Below are 19,186 nucleotides of genomic sequence, written 5' to 3'. Positions count from 1 at the left end.
GGCTCACTTCGACTTTGAACTGGAGGGGCGAGCTTCACCCGCCACCCAGTCGTTGTAGAAGTCGGGCATCGCGGACGCACGCCCTTGGAAGGCGGGCTTGCGCTTCTCGAGGAACGCCGCCACGCCTTCCTTGCCATCGCCGATGCTGGTCCAGAACATGGCGAGCGAGTCGATCCGGTGCGCCTCGCCCGGATGCGCCAGGGTGCCATTGCGCCGCACCATCTGGCGGCTCAGGGCTACGGCGACGGGGGACCGGCCCCGGGTCCAGGCGTCCGCGACTGTCACGGCCTGGGTCAGCAGGTCCTCGGCAGGGTGGACCTCGTCGACCAGCCCGAGCGCCAACGCCGCCTCGGCGTCGAGGATGTCGGCGCGCATGACCAGGTCGAGCGCCGCAGACGGGCCGACGAGCCGGGGCAGGTACCACGTCGAGCAGGCCTCCGGCACTATGCCGATCCGGCCGAAGACCAGCCCGATGCGCGCGGAGGCGGACATCAGGCGACGGTCCATCGCCAGCGTCATCGTGGCGCCGATTCCCACGGCCGCACCGTTGAGGGCGGCGATCACCGGCTTGCGGCAGTCGTGGATCGCCAGCGTGCAACGCCCACCGGTGTCGCGGACCGCTGCAATCGCAGGATCGTCGAGGTCGGCCATGTCGGGCAGACCTGGCGTGAGCTCTTCATCGAGCCCGAACACGTTGCCCTCGCGGCTGAGGTCCATGCCGGCGCAGAACGCGCGACCCGCTCCGGTCACGATGACGGCGCGGACCGAGTCGTCGTCGTTGACGGCGCGAAACGAGTGCTCGAGCTCCTCGGCCATCGTGACGGTGAACGCGTTGAGCTGCTCCGGCCGGTTCAGGGTGATCGTCAGGATGCCATCGCTGACGTCGTGCCGGATCGTCTGGAACTGCATGCTCAGACCTCCAGGGATGCGGTATGGCCGGCTGCCGAGAAGGCGTGGCGGAGCGCGGCGACGATGCGGTGGGCCTCGTCCATGATTCCGTCGACGATTTCCTGGCAGCTCTGGACGGAGTCGATGAGACCCTGGGCCTGGCCAGCCCACCACATGCCATCTTCCATGTCGCCGTGGGTGAGCACGCGATCACGCCCACGCGCGCCCGACGCGAGGTCCGCCACGTCGGCGAAGGTGGCACCGGGCAGCGCGGAGCGACGCGCAATCTCCTGGGAGATCGAGTTGCGGGCCACCCGAGCCGTGTTGTTGAACTCGCGGAACACCAGTTGGGTCGCTCGCTCGTCGTTGGCGACGATCTGGTCTTTCACGTTCTGGTGGACCGGCGCTTCCGTGGATGCCACGAAGCGAGTACCCATGTTGACGGCAGCGGCACCCAGGGCGAGGGCGGCGACCAGGCCACTGCCGGTGGCGAAGCCGCCGCTGGCGATCAGAGGGATCCGTACCTTGCGCGCAGCCGCAGGGATGAGGACGAGCCCGGGAACGTCGTCGCTGCCCGGGTGGCCGGCACACTCGAAGCCGTCGATGCTGATCGCGTCGACACCAAGCGTTTCGGCCTTCAGAGCGTGCCGCACGGCGACCGCCTTGTGGATGACCTTGATTCCCGCTTTCTTGAAGGCCGCGACGTGCGCCGCGGGATTGGCACCGGCCGTTTCGACGATGGTGATGCCGCTGTCGATGATCGCCGCCCGGTACTCCTCGTACGGCACGGGCTTGACCGTGGGAAGAAAGGTGAGGTTGACGCCGAACGGTCGGTCGGTCATGGTCCGGCAGCGCGCGATCTCCCTGACCAAGGCTTCCGGAGTCGGCTGGGTGAGCGCCGTGAGGAACCCGAGGGCTCCCGCGTTGGCCACCGCCGCGATCAGGTCGGCGGTGCCGACGGCGGTCATCCCACCGCACACGATGGGGTGCTCGATTCCGAACTCCTCGGTGAAACGTGTCGAGAGCATTGCGTCCTTTCGTTGGTGACGAGCCCGGCCAGGCTCATCCGGTGTCGTTCGAACTACCGAAGGCCAAGGCGACCGCGTGGGCCCTCGTCCTTGCCGGCTTGGTTGTGGCGCTCGGTGGGGTTCAGACGCCCAAGAAGCGGATGCCGCCGAAAGCGAAGTCGGCCGCGAGCCCTTCGAGGTGAAAGGCGCTGATCCCGTCACGTTCGCCCGGGACGAAGCGCAGTTCCCCGCCGTCGAGCGCGATCCGGTCGCCCTGCGCTTCAGCGCCGAGGGCGGCTGCCCACGTGCTCGCCAGCTTCGTCGGCTCGCGCGCTGTCAATGTCGCTCCGGTCACGTGGCCCGGACCGATCTGGGCCGGTGCCTTCGCAACCCATGCCGGACCGGCCCAGCGCCACGACGCAGGATGGTCCATGCGGTCTAGCGCGACGATCGCGCCCGGGACGTCAGCGGGGTGGAGATGAATGTCGGTGTCGCCCTCGCGGTCCAGCTCGTAGACGACGCGCAGGCCGAGCCGGCGGATTCGTGCGCGGGCGGCGGCGATGTCGTCGAGTTGGAACATGACCATGTAGCCGCCGTCGCCTCCGATCCGCTCGAGGTGGCGGCCGGCCGCCGTGCCGTCCTGGACCGGCGAGATGACCTCGACGAAGGTGTCGCCGAGCGCCATCACGCCGTTGCGTAGGCCGAACTGGGCGACCTCCGGGTCATTGAACGGTTCAGCGAGCGGGAGCGTCGCCCGCAGCGCCTCCACGGCCGCGTCGAAGTCGCGCGCCACGAGGACGGCCTGACGGATTCGGAGCATGGGAGTTAATTGCATGCCGCGAGCATAGCGACCAGCATGTTCAGGTCGACGCGCGAGATATGCATTCCCTGCATTGACCTCATTCCCAGCGTTCATTGGCGCGCCCCTAGCTGGCATGTAGTCTTCGGGCGCTCATCCATCCTGTCGCTCGCCGGAGCGCGTGTGCATTCACTTTAGGGACAGCATTCATGACCGAGACCAGTTACGAGCAGTTTAGCGGGACCTCCCCGGTTCAGCAGCGGCACAGCTTCGACGAGCAGGCACTGAAGGCATACTTCTCGCAGCACGTCGATAACGATCTCGCGGGGTTTCGAGTCTCCCAATTCCGGGGCGGCCAGTCCAACCCGACCTTCCTCGTTGAAGCCGGTGCACAGCGCTACGTGGTGCGCCGCAAGCCACCTGGGCCGCTCCTGCCTTCGGCGCATGCAGTCGACCGCGAGTATCGAGTCATGAAGGCGTTACGCGATACCGAGGTGCCGGTTCCTCGTGTCTACGCCCTCTGCGAGGACGACACGATCATCGGCACGAGCTTCTACGTCATGCAATACGTCGACGGTCGTGTCTTGTGGGACCCCAGACTGCCGGACATGTCGGCCACGGAGCGGGGCAAGATCTACGACGAGATGAGCCGGGTGATCGCCGCACTGCATGGCATCGACCCTGCGGCTGTCGGCCTTGCCGACTACGGACGGCCCGGCGCCTACATTGCGCGGCAGGTCGCCCGTTGGACCAGGCAGTACCGGGACTCGGAGACAGAGCGCATCGATGCGATGGACCGGCTGATCGCCTGGCTGCCCGCGCACCTGCCGCCCGAGGGGCCGCCCGCGCTCGTGCACGGGGATTTCCGGCTCGACAACGTGATGTTCAGTCATCGCGAACCCCGTCTCGTTGCCGTCCTCGATTGGGAGCTGTCCACCGTGGGAGACGCGCTCGCGGACTTTGCCTACCATTGCATCGCTTGGCGACTGCCCGCTGACTTGCGCGGCTTGGGCGACCTGGACGCGGCACAGGTCGCCCACGACGGCCTGCCCTCCGAGGCCCAGTACCGCACGATGTATCTCACCCGTCGCGGACTGCCCGAAGTGGACCCAAGCACTTGGGCCTTTTACGTGGCGTTCAGTTTCTTCAGGGTCGCCGCCATCGCTCAGGGCGTCATGGCCCGGGCCCTCAACGGCAACGCCTCGAGCGCGCATGCACTGGAGGCCGGACGGCAGGCGCGCCGCTTTGCTGAAATGGGAGATCGGCAGATCGACGCGCTGCACGCGAGCTGAGCCTTTGCAACGCGCCAGTTGACCGCAGCCACCCGCCGCCCAGGTCAGCCCCCGGCGAATCTCACAATCAACTGGCGCACCCACCGATTTCCCGGGTCGCCGTCCATGCTGGAATGCCAATATAAGTAGGCGTCATAGGGAGGCAGCGATACCGGGAACGGCAGGATCTGGTTGCCGAACTGCTGGTTCGTGAGCACAGCATGCTTGCCCGACATGGTCAGCAGAAGGTCTGTCTGGGCCACCGCTCGACAAGCCGCGAAGTGGCCTTGGCAGCGAACCGCCACCTGCCTTTGATACCCGAGGCGGCGCAGCTCGAGGTCTTCGAAACCTATGCCCGTGCGGCGCGAGCTCACGAGCACGTGTCGCTGCGCGAGGTAGGTTTCGATGTCGATTCGACCGTCCTTGATGGCGCGGTGTCCTGCCCGCGCAACCACCGCAAACGCGTCGGAGCGGACGCGCGTGGAAAAAACCTGGTCGGACGTCGGCAACTGCATGTCGATGGCGAAGTCGATTGCGCCAGACGCCAACTCCCCCTCCAACTTCCGGCGATCAACTCTTACCGTCGAAATGCGCACGTTCGGTGCTTCTGCAGAAACGGCCTGCATCAACGGGGCCAGCAATGCGGTTTCGACGTAATCACGCAGCCCGACGACGTATTGCCGCCGGCTCGTGGCGGCATCAAAGGCCTGTGCATCGTTCAGCAAACTCCCGATGTCCTGAAGTGATTCGCGCAGTGGACCAATCATTCGGCGGACGAGGGCGGTGGGCACCATCTTGTGGCCCTGCCTCTCAAACAGCGGGTCGCCCATCAGGTCACGCAGGCGGGACAGCGCGTGGCTGATGGCTGGTTGAGTGAGGTGCAGCCTGTCTGCCGCCTTGGTGATGCCGCCTTCCGTGTAAATGCTCTCGAGGACAACCAGCAGGTTGAGGTCTACGCGGGAGATATGCATGGGATGGATGAACCTCCATTGAAACTCTGCATCCGCGGCCTTCGATGCGCTCCTAGACTGGACCTCGAAATCATGCGGCGGGTGCAAACAAAAGACCAACGAATCCACGTTGGTCGTAGGGACAACGGCAGGACATGTCCGTCGAACAATTGCTTGATTCAGATGGCGGTCCGGCCATCGTCACCTGGGGCTCGAGAGGCCTCGGCTGCAGATGGCCGAAGCGCTCGGCGAAATGGGCGCCAAGATCGCGCTGACCGTAGATTGGACTCTCTATCGTCTGGGGAGAGCACCACATGAGTAAGGAGAGCACCCCATGAGCACGCTTGCAGGAGACCTGGCGCGCGCGTTAGGCGATGCCGCCGCCATGCAGCAGCTGTATGCCGACGACATCCGCTGGACACTGCCCATCTCCCTGGGCCGCATCGGCGGCACCCACGAGGGCAAGGCCGCCGTCATCGCGTTCAACAAGGCGTCCCTGGGGCCCTACAGCAAGTCCGCGGGCATGAAGGTCGACATCCACGACGAGACCGACGCAGGCGACGTCAGCATGGCCCGCTTCACCTGCCGCGCGACCGTCACTGCGACCGGTGAGACCTACGAGAACGAGTACATGCTCGTTGTGCGCGGGCGCGACGGCAAGATCGCCGAGGTCTTCGAGTACCTCGACACGCTCAAGGTCATGCAATACCAAGGCCTGAGGCGCTACCTTCCGGCGATCCCCGGGGTGGTGGTTGCATGAGCGCGTCCAACCGTCGGTGGCGCGTCGCGGCGATGCCCAGCGGGCAGCTGGAGAGCTCGCACTTTGACCTGGAAACCGCGGACCGGCCCGAGGTGCCCGACGGAAAAGTCATGTGCCGCGTGCTGTGGATCTCCATCGACGCGGCCCAACGAGCGTGGTTCCAGGGCGCCACGTACCGCGCGGCGATCCAGGTCGGCGACACCATGCCTGCATTCTCGATCGGGCAAGTGATCGAGAGTCGGTGTGACGACTTCGCGCCCGGCGACATCGTCACTGGGCATCTTGGCTGGCAGGACTACGCCGTCGTCGACCCGCATGACCTGAAGCGGCTCGTGCACAAGCGGCCGCTTTCCAACCACCTCAGCGTGTTGGGCATTACCGGCCTGACCGCGTACTTCGGCCTGCTCGATGTTGGCCAAGCGAAGCCCGGGGAGACCGTCGTCGTCTCGGGAGCCGCCGGCGCGACGGGCACTCTCGTCGGGCAGATCGCAAAGCTGCACGGGTGCCGTGTCGTCGGCATCTGCGGTAGCCCCGAGAAGCAGAAGTGGCTCACGTCGGAGCTCGGGTTCGACGCGGCGGTCAACTATCGCGACGACGCGTTCCGCAAGGCGTTGAAAGAGGCTTGTCCCAAAGGCATCGACGTCTATTTCGACAACGTCGGCGGCGTGACGCTGGATACGGCCCTCGGCGCGATGGCGTACCGCGGCCGCGTCGTGTGCTGCGGCGTGGTGTCGCAGTACGACACGAGCACGCCCGTGCGAGGCGCACGTGGTGTCCCCGGGGTGCTGATCATCAAGAGCATCACGATGCGCGGGTTCTTGTACACCGACTACGCCGAGCGCTTCGACGAGGGACTCCAGGCACTGCAGGGGTGGCTCGACGACGGGTCCCTGACGGTGACCGAGGACATCCTCGAAGGCCTCGAGAAAGCGCCCGAGGGCCTCATCGGGGTCCTCAACGGGAGCAACGTCGGCAAACGCATGATTCACGTGGCGGACCCGTCCTGAGATCGAACCGGACGATGAATGTCGTCCACCAGTACCGCGTGTCTCCAATCCGCGGCATGCGCTTCTCGCTGGCGGTACTCGGCGACACGTTCCAACTATAAGGAATCGGAGACAAAGTGCAATTCATTCAACTCGTGATCGGCGGCATCGCGCAGGGGTGCATCTACGGACTGATCGCTCTCGGCTTCGTGCTCATCTACAAGGCGACCGAGACAGTCAACTTCGCGCAGGGCGAGTTGATGATGCTCGGCGCTTTCTGCGGGCTCGCCGCGATGACCCTGCTTGGTTTCCCGTTTTGGCTGGCGGTCGTCGCCGCCATCCTCGCCATGGCGGCCTTCGGCCTCCTGCTCGAAACAGTGGTGATCCGACCGATCCTCGGCCAGCCGGCCTTCTCGGTCGTCATGCTGACCTTCGGCATCGGCTACGTCGGGCGCGGGCTGATCACGATGATCCCGAACATCGGCACCGAAACGCACACGCTGGCCGTGCCGTACAAGGACGAGATCTGGAACGCCGGCGGCTTGGTGCTGAACGTCGAACAGATGGCGGTGATCGCCGCCACCGCGGTGCTGTGCGCCGTCCTGTACGCCGTCTTCAAGTACAGCAAGATCGGCATCGCCATGCAGGCCTCGTCGCAGAACCAGTTGGCGGCCTACTACATGGGCATTCCTGTGAAGAGGCTGAACAGCTTGGTGTGGGGTCTCTCGGCGGCGGTCGCCGCGATCGCCGGCCTGCTGCTCGCGCCCATCACCTTTGTGCACGCCAACATGGGCTTCATCGGCCTGAAGGCCTTCCCGGCCGCGGTGGTCGGCGGTTTCGGCAGCCTGCCCGGCGCCATCGTCGGCGGCCTGATCATCGGCGTGGTGGAGTCGCTCTCGGGCTACTACCTGCCCGACGGCTTCAAGGACACCGCGGCCTACATCGTGGTTCTGGTCATGCTCATGGTGAAACCCAACGGGCTGTTCGGCGAAAAGCTCCGCAAGAAAGTCTGACCATGCGATTCATTTTTAAAACCGACTACAACCTGGACATCAACCTGGCCAAGCACAGCGGCCATGTCTTCTGGTACAGCGTGCTGATGCTTGTGCTCGTCGCCGCGCCCTGGCTGTTCGCCGAATATTGGCTGGCGCAGCTCACCTTCGTTTTGATCTACTCGATCGTGGGCCTGGGCATGATGCTGCTGGCCGGCTTCACCGGGCTGTTCTCCATCGGCCACGCTGCCTTCCTCGGTGTCGGCGCCTATACGCAGGCGGTGTTCGTCAACATGGGCGTGCCGTTCCCGATCGCCCTGGCACTGGCCGGCGCGGTGTCGGCGGCGGTGGGCGTGGTCGTCGGCCTGCCGGCACTGCGCGTCAAGGGCATCTACCTCGGCATTGCCACGCTGGCCTTCGGCTTCATCGTCGAAGAAGTGCTGGTCCGCTGGGAGTCCGTCACCGGCGGCAACGCCGGCATCCACGTGAAGCCCCCCGACATCTTCGGCCTGAAGGTCGACTCGGGCATCGGTTTCTACCTCCTGTGCCTGCTGGTCACCGTGGGCGCGACCTTCGCCATCCTCAACCTGCTGCGCTCGCCCACCGGCCGCGCCTTCGTGGCCATCCGCGACTCGGAGATCTCGGCGCAGAGCATGGGCATCCACCTGGCGCGCTACAAGACGCTGTCGTTCGCGCTGTCGGCAGCGCTCGCCGGCGTCGGCGGGGCGCTGTATGCCCACAAGCTGTCGTTCATTTCGCCCGACCAGTTCAACATCATCCAGTCGGTCGACCTGCTGTTGATGGTGGTGATCGGCGGCCTGGGCTCGGTGCACGGCGCTTTCCTCGGCGCGATCTTCCTGATCACCATGCCGCAGGTGATATCCCTCGGCAAGGACTGGCTGCCCGACGCCATCGGCCAAGCGCCCGGCCTGCAGTCAGTCGTGTACGGCGCGGTTCTGATCGCCTTCGTCCTGTTCGAGCCGCTCGGCTTGTACGGCCGCTGGCTGAAGGTGCGCACCTACCTGCAGCTGTTCCCGTTCTACCGCAAGGGCCTGTTCAAGCGGCAGAAGTCCTTCCAGAAGTCCGACCGTCTGAGGTAAGCCGACCATGAGCCAAGATTTCCTCCTGTCGGCCAGGAACCTCACCGTCCGTTTCGGCGGCGTGCTGGCCGTCAACAAAGTCAGTTTCGACGTCCACCGCGGCGAGGTGTTCACCCTGATCGGCCCGAATGGTGCGGGCAAGACCACGGTGTTCAACCTGATCAGCCGCATCTACACCCCCACTGCCGGCAGCATCGAGTACGAAGGCCGGGTGCTTACCGAGCAGCCGCCGCACCGCATCGCCGCGCTGGGCATCGCGCGCACGTTCCAGAACATCGAGCTGTTCGAGCACGCGACCGTGCTGCACAACCTGCTGATCGGCCAGCACGTGCACCACAAGAGCAACGTCTGGGCCGAGATGTTCTTCACCCGCTCGGTGCGCCGGGCCGAGGTCGAGTCGCGCGAGAACGTCGAACGCGTGATCGATCTGCTGGACTTGCAGAAGCACCGCGACTCCATGGTCGCCGGCCTGCCCTACGGCGTGCGCAAGGTGGTGGAGCTGGCGCGCGCCCTGTGCACCGAGCCCAGGCTGCTGCTGCTGGACGAGCCCTCCTCGGGCCTGAACGTGGAAGAAACCGACGACATGGCTTTCTGGATCCAGGACATCAAGAACGAGCTGGGCATCACGGTGCTGATGGTCGAACACGACATGACGCTGGTGTCCAAGGTCTCCGACCGCGTGCTGGCGATGAACCAGGGTGAGGTGCTGGCCATGGGCACGCCGCGCGAGGTGCAGACGCACCCCGGCGTGATCGAGGCTTACCTCGGCTCCGTCGAAGACGTTTCCTTTCTTCGCCGGGAGACCGTGTGATGACGACCAATCCCCCGCCGGTCAACGGTCTGCCGGTGCTCAAGCTCTCGAACGTCGAGAGCGCCTACGGCCCGATCAAGGCGATCCGCGGCGTTTCGCTGCAGGTGCGCAGCGGCGATATCGCCACCGTGCTCGGCTCCAACGGCGCCGGCAAGACGACGATCCTGAAGACCATCAGCGGCATCATCGATCCACGCAAGGGCAGCATCGAGTTCAAGGGTGCCAACATCACGGCCAATGAGCCGGCGCGCATCGTGCAGCAAGGCCTGGTGCACGTGCCCGAAGGCCGCGAGGTGTTCCCGCTGCTGTCGGTGCACGACAACCTGCTGATGGGCGCCTACACGCGTAGCGACCGCGACGGCGTGGTGCGCGACATGGAAACGGTTTACCGCTACTTCCCCATCCTGAAAGATCGCGCGGACCAGGATGCCGGACTGCTCTCGGGCGGGCAGCAGCAGATGTTGGCGATCAGCCGGGCGATCATGGCCGCTCCCGACTTGATCCTGCTCGACGAGCCGAGCCTGGGCCTGTCGCCCAAGTTCACGAAAGAGATCTTCGAGATCGTGGTGCGCATCAACCGCGAGCGCGGCACCACCATCCTGCTGGTCGAGCAGAACGCCAACATGGCCCTGAACGCCTCCGACTACGGCTACGTGCTGGAGAACGGCCGCATCGTGATGGAAGACACCTGCGCGCGGTTGCGCGAGAAGGACGACATCAAGGAGTTCTACTTGGGCATGAAGGAAGCCGGCGTGCGCGGCGAGCGGCGCTGGAAGAAGAAAAAGACCTGGAGATGACGCAATGAGCAACCTCTGGGACCTCTCCCACATCCAGCCCAACGAGACCATCGTGCTCGAGGGCGAAACCGTCCCCGCCATGTTCTGGAACGCCGTGGCCAAGCGTGGTCCGAAGGTGTGGATGCGCCAGAAGGACCTGGGCATCTGGCGCAGCTGGACTTGGGCGCAGACCGGCGAGGCCGTGCGTGAGATTGCCTGCGGGCTGATTAGCCTGGGATTCGCGCCGCGCGACACGGCCTCCATCCTGTCGAACACCAACATCGAATGGGTGCTGTCCGACCTGGCCGTGCTCAGCTGCGGTGGCGTCGCCAACGGCATCTATCCGACGGATGCCGCTTCTCAGGTGCAGTACCTGTGCGAGGACTCGGCCACCAGCATCCTGTTCGTCGAGGACGACGAGCAGCTCGACAAGGCGCTCGAGGTACGCGGTCAGCTGCCCAGGCTGCGCAAGATCGTCGTGTTCGACATGGAAGGCCTGCACGACCTGAACGAGCCGGACGTGATCAGCCTGGAGGACCTGCGCGTGCTCGGTCGCCAGTTCCTGATCGCGCATGCCGGCGAGCTGGAAAAGCGCGTCGCCGCCACCAAGCCCGAGGACCTGGCCCTTCTGGTCTACACCTCCGGCACCACCGGCAGGCCCAAAGGGGCGATGCATTCGCACCGGGGCTTGGTTTACGCCGTGCGCGGCTGCAACACGCTGCTGGCGCAGAACGAAACGGACGAGCGCATAGCCTTCCTGCCGCTGTGCCACATCGCCGAGCGCGTCGGCGGCGAGTACTTTGCCCTCTACACCGGTTCGATGCTGAACTTCGTGGAGAACCCCGAGACCGTGCCGGAGAACGTGCGCGAGATCGCACCCACGGTGTTCGCTGCCGTTCCGCGCGTGTGGGAGAAGTTCTATTCGGGCGTGATGATCGACCTCAAGGAAGCCAGCAAGCTGCAGCAGGCAGCGTATGCCTGGTCCATCGCCGTTGGCGCGCAGATCGCCGACAAGGTGCTGGCCGGCGAGCCGGTCGCCGGCTTGCTCAAGTTCAAGTTCACGCTGGCGCGCTGGCTGGCCCTGAACAACGTGCGCAAGTTGATCGGCATCCACCGCGCACGTTTCCTGGTGACGGGTGCGGCGCCGATCTCGCCCGACCTCGTCAAATGGTACCTGGCGCTGGGCGTGCCCATGCTCGAGATGTGGGGCATGACGGAGACCTGTGGCCCGGCCACCGGCGTCCCGGCAGGCCGTATCAAGCTGGGGTCCATCGGTCCGGCGGCGGGCTTCAACGAGATCAGGCTCGATCCGGCGACCCGCGAGATCCTGGTGCGCGGACCCAACGTGTTCATGGGCTACCTGAACCAGCCGGAGAAGACGGCGGAGACCCTCAAGGACGGCTGGCTGCACACGGGCGACGTGGGCACGCTGGACGCGGACGGCTTCTTCCGCATCACCGACCGCATGAAGGACATCATCATCACGGCCGGCGGCAAGAACATCACGCCGTCGGAGATCGAGAACGAGCTGAAGTTCTCGCCCTACATCACCGACGCGGTGGTGATCGGCGACAAGAAGGCGTATCTCACCGTGATCATCATGATCGACCAGGAGAACGTGGAGAAGTACGCGCAGGACCACGACGTTCCATTCTCCAACTACGCGAGCCTCACGCGCGCGCCGGAGATCCAGGGGCTGATCCAGCAAGAGATCGACCGCGTGAACAGGAAGTTCGCCCGCGTCGAGCAGGTCAAGAAGTTCTTCCTGCTGGACACGCAGCTCAGCGCCGAGGACGAAGAGCTCACGCCCACCATGAAGCTCAAGCGCAAGCTCGTGCAGCAGAAGTACGCGCCGCAGATCGAAGCGATGTACCGCTAAGGTCGGTCAGGCAATCACCCCAGTCCGCAAGGATTCATATTTCCTAGGAGACATCATGAAGCTGAAACTGGCCTTCCTCGCAGCCCTCGCAGCCCTCGCCTTGAGCGCCGGCATGGCGCAAGCGCAGAGCGCCACCCCCGGCGTGAGCAAGAACGAGATCGTCCTGGGCACCATCCTGGACCAGTCCGGCCCCCTGGCCTCGAACGGCAAGCAGTTCCGAATGGGTCTGCAACTGCGCGTGGACGAAGCCAATGAGATGGGCGGCGTCCACGGCCGCAAGATCAAGCTGCTGGTCGAGGACGACAACTACGACCCCAAGAAATCCGTGTTGGCCACCCAGAAGCTGATTGGCCAGGGCAACGGCATCTTCGCCGTGATCGGCCGCATGGGCACCGCGATGAACAACGCCTCGATGCCGGTGCAGTTCGAAAAGAACGTCATCAACTTCCTGCCGTACGCCGCCGCGCGCTCGATGTCCGAGCCGCCCCATCCCCTGAAGTGGGCCAACCAGCCGAGCCAATACGACCAGGCGCGAGTCGCCGCACCGCGGCTGATGAAACAGAACAACCTCAGCAAGGCCTGCATCCTGTACCAGGACGACGACTTCGGCGCTGAGGTGCTGCAGGGTGCCGAGGCGGGCCTGAAGACCATCGGCAAGGAGTTCGTCGAGAAGACCAGCTACAAGCGCGGCGCCACCGATTTCTCCACGCAGGTCGCGAAGATGAAATCCGCCGGCTGCGAGCTGGTGGTGCTGGGCACCATCGTCCGCGAAACGGTCGGCGCGATCGTCGAGGCCAGGAAGGCCGGCTTCAACCCGCTCTTCGTGGGCTCGAGCGCGGTCTACAACGAACAAGTCATCAAGCTGGGCGGCAAGCCGGTCGAAGGGCTGTATGCCGCCATGACGGCGGCGCACCCGTACCTCGACGCGGCCGAACAACCGGTGCGCTCCTGGGCCCGCAAGTATCAGACCAAGTACAACGAGGATCCGACGGTGAACTCCGCGAGCGGCTGGGGCGCCATGGACGCTTTCCTGAAAGTTGCCTTCAAGGTCGGCCCCAACCTCACCACCGATGCTTTTGTGAAGACCATGGAGACCATGACCTTCCCGCCTGACATGTTCGGCATGGCCGAGCTCACCTTCAGCCCGACCAAGCACCTGGGCAACCAGTTCTCGCGCCTGTCGCAGATCCAGGACGGCCGCTGGAAGGTGGTCTCCGACTACGTCGCCTTCTCCGGCTTGAAATCGGTGAAGGACAAGGACGGCAAGTTGGTGGTCCAGTCGGAATTCTTCAAGGACCGCTGATCCTCAGTGGCCACTCATGATTGAGGATCCGATTCTTACCAGCGACGAACGCGATGCGATTAACGCCGGCCGCTGGTTCGCCTCGCTTTCCGCCTCATTGCGCCACGACATTCTTCGACTCTCCAACGTCAAACGCTACGAATTCGGAGACCAAATCGCTGCCCGCGGCGATCCGTCGAAGTATTGGATTGGATGTGCCAAAGGGGCCGTGCGCGTGAGTTCGACCTCAATCTCGGGCAAGCAGATCACACTCACATATGTCGAGCCGGGCGACTGGTTTGGCGATGTCGAAATGGTGGACGGGGGCACACACACGCACGATTCTATTGCTCATGGAGAAACTACTGTACTTCGCGTAGCAAGAGCCGACTTTCAAATGCTGTTGAGCCTGCACATAGAGTTGTACGAGGCAATCTTGCGGCTGCACGCCCGGCGCATCCGTCAACTCTACGGAATCGTGACAGACCTGAACACCCTGACGCTGCGCGCGCGCTTGGCCAAGCAGCTCATTCATCTGGCGCGCAGGCCTAGCAAAAGAGACGTGTCTCACACTGTGGAAATGCGCGTCAGTCTACAGCTTTGGCAGCATGAACTCGCCCAGTTGTTGGGTGCTTCGCGCCAGCGCGTCAACGCTGAACTGAAGGCGATGGAGCGCGAGGATGTGATTCGCGTCGAGCGAAGCCGTGGTCTGGTGGTGCGCGACCATGATGCGCTCAAGCGAATCGTCAAGGAGGAAATCCGCGCCGGCATCCAATAGCGGTCGTCGGATGCGTTGCCAGATGTCGTGTACTGACGCCTCGGCGCGAGTACTCTGGCGAAGCTCGGTGCTGATCTACGGCGGCCTCTTCGCCCGCGTGCTCGGCATCGCCACCGGCCGCAGCGAGCCGGCGATTGGATGGGCCATTGCCGTGCCGGGCGCAGGGCTCGCCGCCGTCGATTTCGTTTTGATTTATGTGCGTTCGCGCTTGAAGGACTCTTCATGATCCGTCACGCCGAAGTGTCTGGGGTCCTCGGCACTCTGCGCCAATCGCGGCACGTACTCGATTTCCAAACCCCCTGAAGCGAGAATTTCCATGACCCCAAGAAGCATCCAGAAACTGTTCGATCTCGGCGGCAAGACCGCGCTCGTGACCGGCGGCTCGCGCGGCCTCGGCCTTCAGATGGCGCATGCGCTCGGCGAGGCCGGCGCGCGCATCATGCTGAGTTCGCGCAAGGCCGAGGACCTCGAACAGGCCACGGCCGAGTTGCAGGCCGCCGGCATCGACGCGCGCTGGATCGCGGCCGATTGCTCGAAGGAAGAAGATACGCGCCGCCTCGCGGACCAGACCTTGGAGCGCATGGGTGCGATCGACATCCTCGTCAACAACGCGGGCGCGAGTTGGGGCGCTCCTGCCGAGGAGCATCCGGTCGAGGCCTGGGACAAGGTGATGAACCTCAACGTGCGCGGCTACTTCATCCTCGCGCAGCAGGTGGCACGCGGCTACATGATCCCCAAGCGGGCCGGGCGCATCATCAACATCGCGTCGGTCGCGGGCCTGAACGGTAATCCTCCTGACATACAGACCCTGGCCTACAACACCTCCAAGACCGCAGTGATCGGCTTCACGCAGACGCTGGCGGCCGAATGGGGCAAGTACAACATCAACGTCAACGCGGTGTGCCCGGGCTTCTTCATGACCAAGATGGCGGCGGGCCTCATCAAGTCCCTCGGGGAGGAAAAGATGGCCTCGCACGCCCCGCTTGGCCGCCTCGGCGACGAGGAAGACCTGAAGGGCATCACGCTGCTCTATGCCAGCGACGCTGGCAAGCACATCACCGGCCAGTGGCTGGCCGTCGATGGCGGTGTAAGCGTCGTCTTGGGAGCATGACCCCACCCGGCGCCATGGCCTCCTGACATGACCTCCAAAGCCTCCCCGACATCTAACGCCCTGTCGTACACCAGCCAAATCCAAGGCCTGGCTGGTCGGCAAGGAAGGGCCCGGCGTTCCGCAGATCCTCGAGATGGGAACGATGACCCGGCTCGACTGCGCGTTGGGCACAGCGGCCTGATGCGCCGGGTGCCCAGCCTCGCGCTGCAGCGATTCCCCTGAAACGTGCCTTCAGGCCTTCGGCGAAGGCGTTGAGCGTGGCGTCCCGGGCCGCCGCGCGCGGGGTCTGCATTCAGTTCCCGGATGGATGTCTGTGGTCATCTTCTTTCCGGAACGGACAAGACCCGTGTCAGGCACAGAAGTCAATCGCCAGCGGCGAGCTGCGGCCGGCCTCGACCGTGACGGCCAGCGCCCCAGCCTGCGGCGAAATGTGTTCGGCATAGAAGCGCGCGGTGGCGATCTTCTCGCGCAGGAAGGAGCTGTCGCCCTCGCCTGACGACAGCAGTCGCTCGGCCACGCCGGCGGCACGAGCCATCTGCCACGCTCCCATCGCGATGCCGACCAGCTTCAGGAACGGCACGGACACCGCGAGCACGCCCTGGGGTTCGTCGGCCGCGCAGGCGATGATCGCCTCGGTCGAGGATGACAACGCCTCAATGACGGACAGGAGGGACCCGCGGACTGCCACGATGTCGGCGCCTCGGGGATTGGCGAGCTCCTGCGCTGTGGCCCGCATTTCGCGGAGCAGTCCACGAATCGCTTCCGGCCCGGGCGTGCGGCCGAGCTTGCGGCCAATCAGGTCGCTCGCCTGTATGCCTGTCGTCCCTTCGTAGATGCTCGAAGCGCGCACGTCGCGGTAAAACTGTGCCGCGCCAGTCTCCTCCACGAAGCCCGCCCCGCCGTGGATCTGGATGCCCAGGCACGCTACTTCCGCGCCGGTCTCGGTCATCCACCCCTTTAACACCGGGATCATCAGGTCGACACGATCCTGGTACTCGCGGCGCTGCTCAGTGCTCGGATCGCGCTTGGCAATATCGAGCCAGGACGCAGCCACATAGGCCACGGCTCGCATCGCCTCATTCTGCGCTTTCATCCACATCAGCATGCGGCGAACGTCTGGATGCTGCGCGATGGCGGCCGGCGCCGCAGTGCCTGCCGCGCGACCCTGCACACGCAGCCGCGCATAGGCCAACGCGTGCTGGTACGCACGCTCGCCGACACCGACGCCTTCCAGCGCCACTTGCAACCGTGCGTCGTTCATCATCACGAACATGCACGTCAGGCCGGCTCCAGGGGCGCCGACCAGCTCGCCCAGCGCACCTTCGGACTCGCCGTGCATCAGCACGCAGGTCGGGCTCGCGTGCTGGCCCAGCTTCTTCTCCAGGGCGAGAACCTTCACGTCGTTTTGCGGGCCGAGGCTGCCGTCGGCCTGGACCTGGCGGTTGGCGAGCAGGAACAGCGAGATCCCCTTCACGCCGGCAGGCGCATCCGGCAAGCGGGCGAGCACGAGATGCACGACGTTGTCCGCCATGTCGTGGTCCGCATAGGTGATGAAGCATTTCTGGCCATGCAGGCGGTACTTGCCATCGGCCTGCGGCACGGCACGCGTCCTGATGACCGACAGATCGGAGCCCGCCTGCGGCTCGGTCAGGTTCATGGCACCTGTCCATTCGCCAGTCAACATTCTTGGCAAGTAGCGCTTCAGTTGATCAGTCGAAGCGTGGGCGATCAATGCCTCCATCGCTCCGGTAGTCAACATCAGGTTCGCGGAGAAGGCCAGGTTCGCCGATTTCCACATCTCGCCCACTGCCGATGAGACGACGCGTGGCAAGCCCTGGCCACCGTGTTCAGTTTCGACGGACAGGCTGCACCAGCCGGCGTCGATGTACTTGCGGTACGCCTCCCTGAACCCCGGTGGCATGCGCACGCGGTGCTTGTCGAGCTGCGCGCCGATGCGATCTCCCACGACATTCAGCGGAGCGAATACTTCGCTCGCGAAACGGCCTGCCTGTTGCAGCACGGCATCGACGACATCGGCGCTGCAGTCCCGCAGGCCGGGCAGGTCGAGCACCCGATGCAAATCAACCAGATGCGTCAAAACGAAACGCATGTCCGCGATAGGGGCCGTGTAGGTGTCGGCGTTCATGACTACCGTGCTTCTTTCTGGCGTTGCTTCAGTTGCATGCATCCGGCAACACATCGAACCCCTGCGATGCACCGAGGCGAGCCTCCGACCGGCCAACTCGGCGCAACTGAGCAGGTCGTTGGAACTCGCGTGTTCGTCAGTGCCCGCTGTTGCGCAGTTGCGCCCGCAACTCGGCGCGGACTTGCGGCCGCTCCGCGGAAGGATCGGGCGGATTGGTTCCCGCTACCATCGCTTGGCTTCGACGCACGAAATTGGCAAGCGCCTTCGGATGGCTGTAAATGTAGAAGTGGTCTGTCCACGCTGCAGCACTTCAGCAGTGCCTGCGAGTCTGCGCCTAACAGCTTTGGCGGAGTCAGCTGCCGCGAGTGATGGGAGGCTCGGTGTCTTTGCCGTACGCACCGTACTTGCCCAATTCCCACTTGGCGACGGCGTTGCGGTGTACTTCGTCCGGCCCGTCCGCAAAGCGCAGCGTGCGAGCGCCGGCGTAGGCGTTGGCCAGCGGAAAGTCGCCGCTGAGGCCGCCACCGCCATGAGCCTGCATGGCCCAGTCGATCACTTCGCAGGCCATGTTGGGCGCAACGATCTTGATCATTGCAATGTCGTTCTTGGCGACCTTGTTGCCGGCGATGTCCATCAGCCACGCAGCCTTCAGCGTAAGCAATCGGGCCATGTCGATCTTGCAGCGCGCTTCGGCAATGCGCTCTTGCGTCACGCCTTGCTGGGCCACGGTCTTGCCGAAGGCGACACGCGAGAGGGAACGCTTGCACATCAACTCGAGAGCGCGTTCGGCAAGCCCGATCAGGCGCATGCAGTGATGAATGCGTCCCGGGCCGAGGCGCCCCTGTGCAATCTCGAAGCCGCGGCCTTCGCCGAGCAGGATGCTGTCCGCCGGTACGCGGACGTTCTCGAAATACATCTCGACGTGGCCGTGCGGCGCATCGTCGTAACCGAACACGCTAAGTGGGCGCACCACGCGAATGCCCTTGGCGTCGGCCGGAACCATGATCATGCTCTGCTGCGAATGGCGGGGCGCATCGGGGTCGGTCTTGCCCATGGTGATGTACACGGCGCAGCGCGGATCGGCAGCGCCCGAGATCCACCACTTGTGGCCATTGATTACGTACTCGTCGCCCTGACGTTCGATGCGCGTGCAGATGTTGGTGGCATCGGACGACGCAACCTCGGGCTCGGTCATTGCAAAGGCGGAACGGATCTGGCCTTCGAGCAGCGGCTTGAGCCAGCGTGCCTTGATGTCAGCCGAGCCGTAGCGGGCAATGGTTTCCATGTTGCCTGTGTCGGGCGCCGAGCAATTGAAGGCTTCGCTGGCCCATGGCACGCGACCCATGATTTCTGCGAGTGGAGCGTATTCCTGGTTGGTAAGGCCCGCACCTTCGTAGCCCGACGCGGATGCGCTGTCCACCGGCAAGAACAGGTTCCACAGGCCCGCCGCACGAGCCTTCTGCTTGAGGTTTTCGACGGTCGTCAGGGCCGTCCAGCGCTTGCCGGCCTTGGTGTTGGCTTCGAGTTCGGCGTCGTAGTCTGCTTCGGCCGGGTAAACGTGGTCGTCCATGAACTTCAGCAGCCTGGCCTGAAGCTCTTTGGTCTTGGGGGAGTAGTTGAAGTCCATCTCTTTTCCTTGGGGTGATGCTT

General features: G+C 64.6%; 18 protein-coding genes. 12 read left to right on the top strand and 6 right to left on the bottom strand.

Annotation, left to right across the window (positions count from 1 at the left end; genetic code table 11):
• Positions 1 to 3: 3 nt before the first annotated feature.
• The 3 genes from HLB44_RS30645 to HLB44_RS30635 all read right to left on the bottom strand — a co-directional run bounded on the left by HLB44_RS30645 (position 4) and on the right by HLB44_RS30635 (position 2,715).
• Positions 4 to 909: a crotonase/enoyl-CoA hydratase family protein gene (locus tag HLB44_RS30645; RefSeq protein ID WP_173132346.1), complete on the bottom strand. Its 906-nt coding sequence runs from the start codon at positions 907 to 909 to the stop codon at positions 4 to 6.
• A 2-nt stretch (positions 910 to 911) separates the two neighbouring features.
• Positions 912 to 1,916, bottom strand: a complete 1,005-nt coding sequence (locus HLB44_RS30640; protein ID WP_173132343.1) for an NAD(P)H-dependent flavin oxidoreductase — start codon at positions 1,914 to 1,916, stop codon at positions 912 to 914.
• 121 nt (positions 1,917 to 2,037) lie between these two features.
• Positions 2,038 to 2,715, bottom strand: a complete 678-nt coding sequence (locus HLB44_RS30635; protein WP_173132340.1) for a VOC family protein — start codon at positions 2,713 to 2,715, stop codon at positions 2,038 to 2,040.
• A 188-nt stretch (positions 2,716 to 2,903) separates the two neighbouring features.
• Between HLB44_RS30635 and HLB44_RS30630 the strand changes: the two genes are divergently transcribed.
• Positions 2,904 to 3,986 carry a phosphotransferase gene (locus HLB44_RS30630; protein WP_173132337.1) on the top strand — a complete coding sequence of 361 codons (1,083 nt, stop codon included), beginning with the start codon at positions 2,904 to 2,906 and terminating at the stop codon, positions 3,984 to 3,986.
• 44 nt (positions 3,987 to 4,030) lie between these two features.
• On the opposite strand, the gene HLB44_RS30625 is transcribed toward HLB44_RS30630, so the two are convergent.
• On the bottom strand, positions 4,031 to 4,936 hold the full coding sequence (locus HLB44_RS30625) for a LysR family transcriptional regulator (RefSeq protein ID WP_173132334.1): 906 nt from the start codon (positions 4,934 to 4,936) through the stop codon (positions 4,031 to 4,033).
• Positions 4,937 to 5,249: 313 nt separating this feature from the next.
• Between HLB44_RS30625 and HLB44_RS30620 the strand changes: the two genes are divergently transcribed.
• The 11 genes from HLB44_RS30620 to HLB44_RS30570 all read left to right on the top strand — a co-directional run bounded on the left by HLB44_RS30620 (position 5,250) and on the right by HLB44_RS30570 (position 15,390).
• A complete protein-coding gene (locus HLB44_RS30620; protein ID WP_173132331.1) occupies positions 5,250 to 5,675 on the top strand; it encodes a nuclear transport factor 2 family protein in 426 nt (141 codons plus the stop codon).
• Entirely contained in the window at positions 5,672 to 6,682 is a 1,011-nt protein-coding gene (locus HLB44_RS30615) for an NADP-dependent oxidoreductase (protein ID WP_173132328.1), read from the top strand. Before HLB44_RS30620 ends, HLB44_RS30615 begins: the two co-directional genes overlap by 4 nt.
• A 116-nt stretch (positions 6,683 to 6,798) precedes the next feature.
• Positions 6,799 to 7,674, top strand: coding sequence for an ABC transporter permease subunit (locus tag HLB44_RS30610; protein ID WP_173132325.1), 876 nt, complete (start codon positions 6,799 to 6,801; stop codon positions 7,672 to 7,674).
• 2 nt (positions 7,675 to 7,676) lie between these two features.
• Positions 7,677 to 8,753, top strand: a complete 1,077-nt coding sequence (locus HLB44_RS30605; protein ID WP_173132322.1) for a branched-chain amino acid ABC transporter permease — start codon at positions 7,677 to 7,679, stop codon at positions 8,751 to 8,753.
• A gap of 7 nt (positions 8,754 to 8,760) precedes the next feature.
• Entirely contained in the window at positions 8,761 to 9,564 is an 804-nt protein-coding gene (locus HLB44_RS30600; protein WP_173132319.1) for an ABC transporter ATP-binding protein, read from the top strand.
• The gene (locus tag HLB44_RS30595; protein ID WP_173132316.1) at positions 9,564 to 10,361 is read left to right on the top strand and encodes an ABC transporter ATP-binding protein; all 798 of its coding nucleotides are present in this window, start codon (positions 9,564 to 9,566) and stop codon (positions 10,359 to 10,361) included. The genes HLB44_RS30600 and HLB44_RS30595 overlap by 1 nt, the downstream gene beginning before the upstream one ends.
• A 4-nt stretch (positions 10,362 to 10,365) precedes the next feature.
• Positions 10,366 to 12,219 (top strand): AMP-dependent synthetase/ligase, encoded by a 1,854-nt coding sequence (locus HLB44_RS30590; RefSeq protein WP_173132313.1) that lies wholly within the window; start codon positions 10,366 to 10,368, stop codon positions 12,217 to 12,219.
• Between the two features lie 55 nt (positions 12,220 to 12,274).
• Entirely contained in the window at positions 12,275 to 13,522 is a 1,248-nt protein-coding gene (locus tag HLB44_RS30585; RefSeq protein WP_173132310.1) for an ABC transporter substrate-binding protein, read from the top strand.
• A gap of 19 nt (positions 13,523 to 13,541) precedes the next feature.
• Positions 13,542 to 14,279, top strand: a complete 738-nt coding sequence (locus HLB44_RS30580) for a cyclic nucleotide-binding domain-containing protein (RefSeq protein WP_173132588.1) — start codon at positions 13,542 to 13,544, stop codon at positions 14,277 to 14,279.
• A 67-nt stretch (positions 14,280 to 14,346) separates the two neighbouring features.
• Complete coding sequence (locus HLB44_RS30575; protein WP_343051657.1) at positions 14,347 to 14,505, top strand: hypothetical protein; 159 nt, start codon at positions 14,347 to 14,349, stop codon at positions 14,503 to 14,505.
• A 90-nt stretch (positions 14,506 to 14,595) separates the two neighbouring features.
• Positions 14,596 to 15,390 (top strand): SDR family oxidoreductase, encoded by a 795-nt coding sequence (locus HLB44_RS30570; protein ID WP_173132307.1) that lies wholly within the window; start codon positions 14,596 to 14,598, stop codon positions 15,388 to 15,390.
• 349 nt (positions 15,391 to 15,739) lie between these two features.
• Here HLB44_RS30570 and HLB44_RS30565 read toward each other — a convergent pair whose 3' ends face one another.
• Positions 15,740 to 17,536: an acyl-CoA dehydrogenase gene (locus HLB44_RS30565; RefSeq protein WP_173132304.1), complete on the bottom strand. Its 1,797-nt coding sequence runs from the start codon at positions 17,534 to 17,536 to the stop codon at positions 15,740 to 15,742.
• 352 nt (positions 17,537 to 17,888) lie between these two features.
• The gene (locus HLB44_RS30560) at positions 17,889 to 19,163 is read right to left on the bottom strand and encodes an acyl-CoA dehydrogenase family protein (RefSeq protein WP_173132301.1); all 1,275 of its coding nucleotides are present in this window, start codon (positions 19,161 to 19,163) and stop codon (positions 17,889 to 17,891) included.
• Positions 19,164 to 19,186: the final 23 nt, after the last annotated feature.

The sequence above is a fragment of the Pseudaquabacterium terrae genome (assembly GCF_013266755.1).
Taxonomy (GTDB): domain Bacteria; phylum Pseudomonadota; class Gammaproteobacteria; order Burkholderiales; family Burkholderiaceae_C; genus Pseudaquabacterium; species Pseudaquabacterium terrae.
Note: the sequence above shows the minus strand (reverse complement) of the source record. Positions and strands in the feature narration are given on the sequence as shown.

Coding starts and splice junctions, on each gene's coding strand:
- HLB44_RS30605 (WP_173132322.1), top strand. CDS start 7,677: ATGCGATTCATTTTTAAAACCGACTACAACCTGGACATCAACCTGGCC.
- HLB44_RS30600 (WP_173132319.1), top strand. CDS start 8,761: ATGAGCCAAGATTTCCTCCTGTCGGCCAGGAACCTCACCGTCCGTTTC.
- HLB44_RS30645 (WP_173132346.1), bottom strand. CDS start 909: ATGCAGTTCCAGACGATCCGGCACGACGTCAGCGATGGCATCCTGACG.
- HLB44_RS30640 (WP_173132343.1), bottom strand. CDS start 1,916: ATGCTCTCGACACGTTTCACCGAGGAGTTCGGAATCGAGCACCCCATC.
- HLB44_RS30620 (WP_173132331.1), top strand. CDS start 5,250: ATGAGCACGCTTGCAGGAGACCTGGCGCGCGCGTTAGGCGATGCCGCC.
- HLB44_RS30585 (WP_173132310.1), top strand. CDS start 12,275: ATGAAGCTGAAACTGGCCTTCCTCGCAGCCCTCGCAGCCCTCGCCTTG.
- HLB44_RS30565 (WP_173132304.1), bottom strand. CDS start 17,536: ATGAACGCCGACACCTACACGGCCCCTATCGCGGACATGCGTTTCGTT.
- HLB44_RS30625 (WP_173132334.1), bottom strand. CDS start 4,936: ATGCATATCTCCCGCGTAGACCTCAACCTGCTGGTTGTCCTCGAGAGC.
- HLB44_RS30595 (WP_173132316.1), top strand. CDS start 9,564: ATGACGACCAATCCCCCGCCGGTCAACGGTCTGCCGGTGCTCAAGCTC.
- HLB44_RS30570 (WP_173132307.1), top strand. CDS start 14,596: ATGACCCCAAGAAGCATCCAGAAACTGTTCGATCTCGGCGGCAAGACC.
- HLB44_RS30635 (WP_173132340.1), bottom strand. CDS start 2,715: ATGCTCCGAATCCGTCAGGCCGTCCTCGTGGCGCGCGACTTCGACGCG.
- HLB44_RS30590 (WP_173132313.1), top strand. CDS start 10,366: ATGAGCAACCTCTGGGACCTCTCCCACATCCAGCCCAACGAGACCATC.
- HLB44_RS30630 (WP_173132337.1), top strand. CDS start 2,904: ATGACCGAGACCAGTTACGAGCAGTTTAGCGGGACCTCCCCGGTTCAG.
- HLB44_RS30615 (WP_173132328.1), top strand. CDS start 5,672: ATGAGCGCGTCCAACCGTCGGTGGCGCGTCGCGGCGATGCCCAGCGGG.
- HLB44_RS30560 (WP_173132301.1), bottom strand. CDS start 19,163: ATGGACTTCAACTACTCCCCCAAGACCAAAGAGCTTCAGGCCAGGCTG.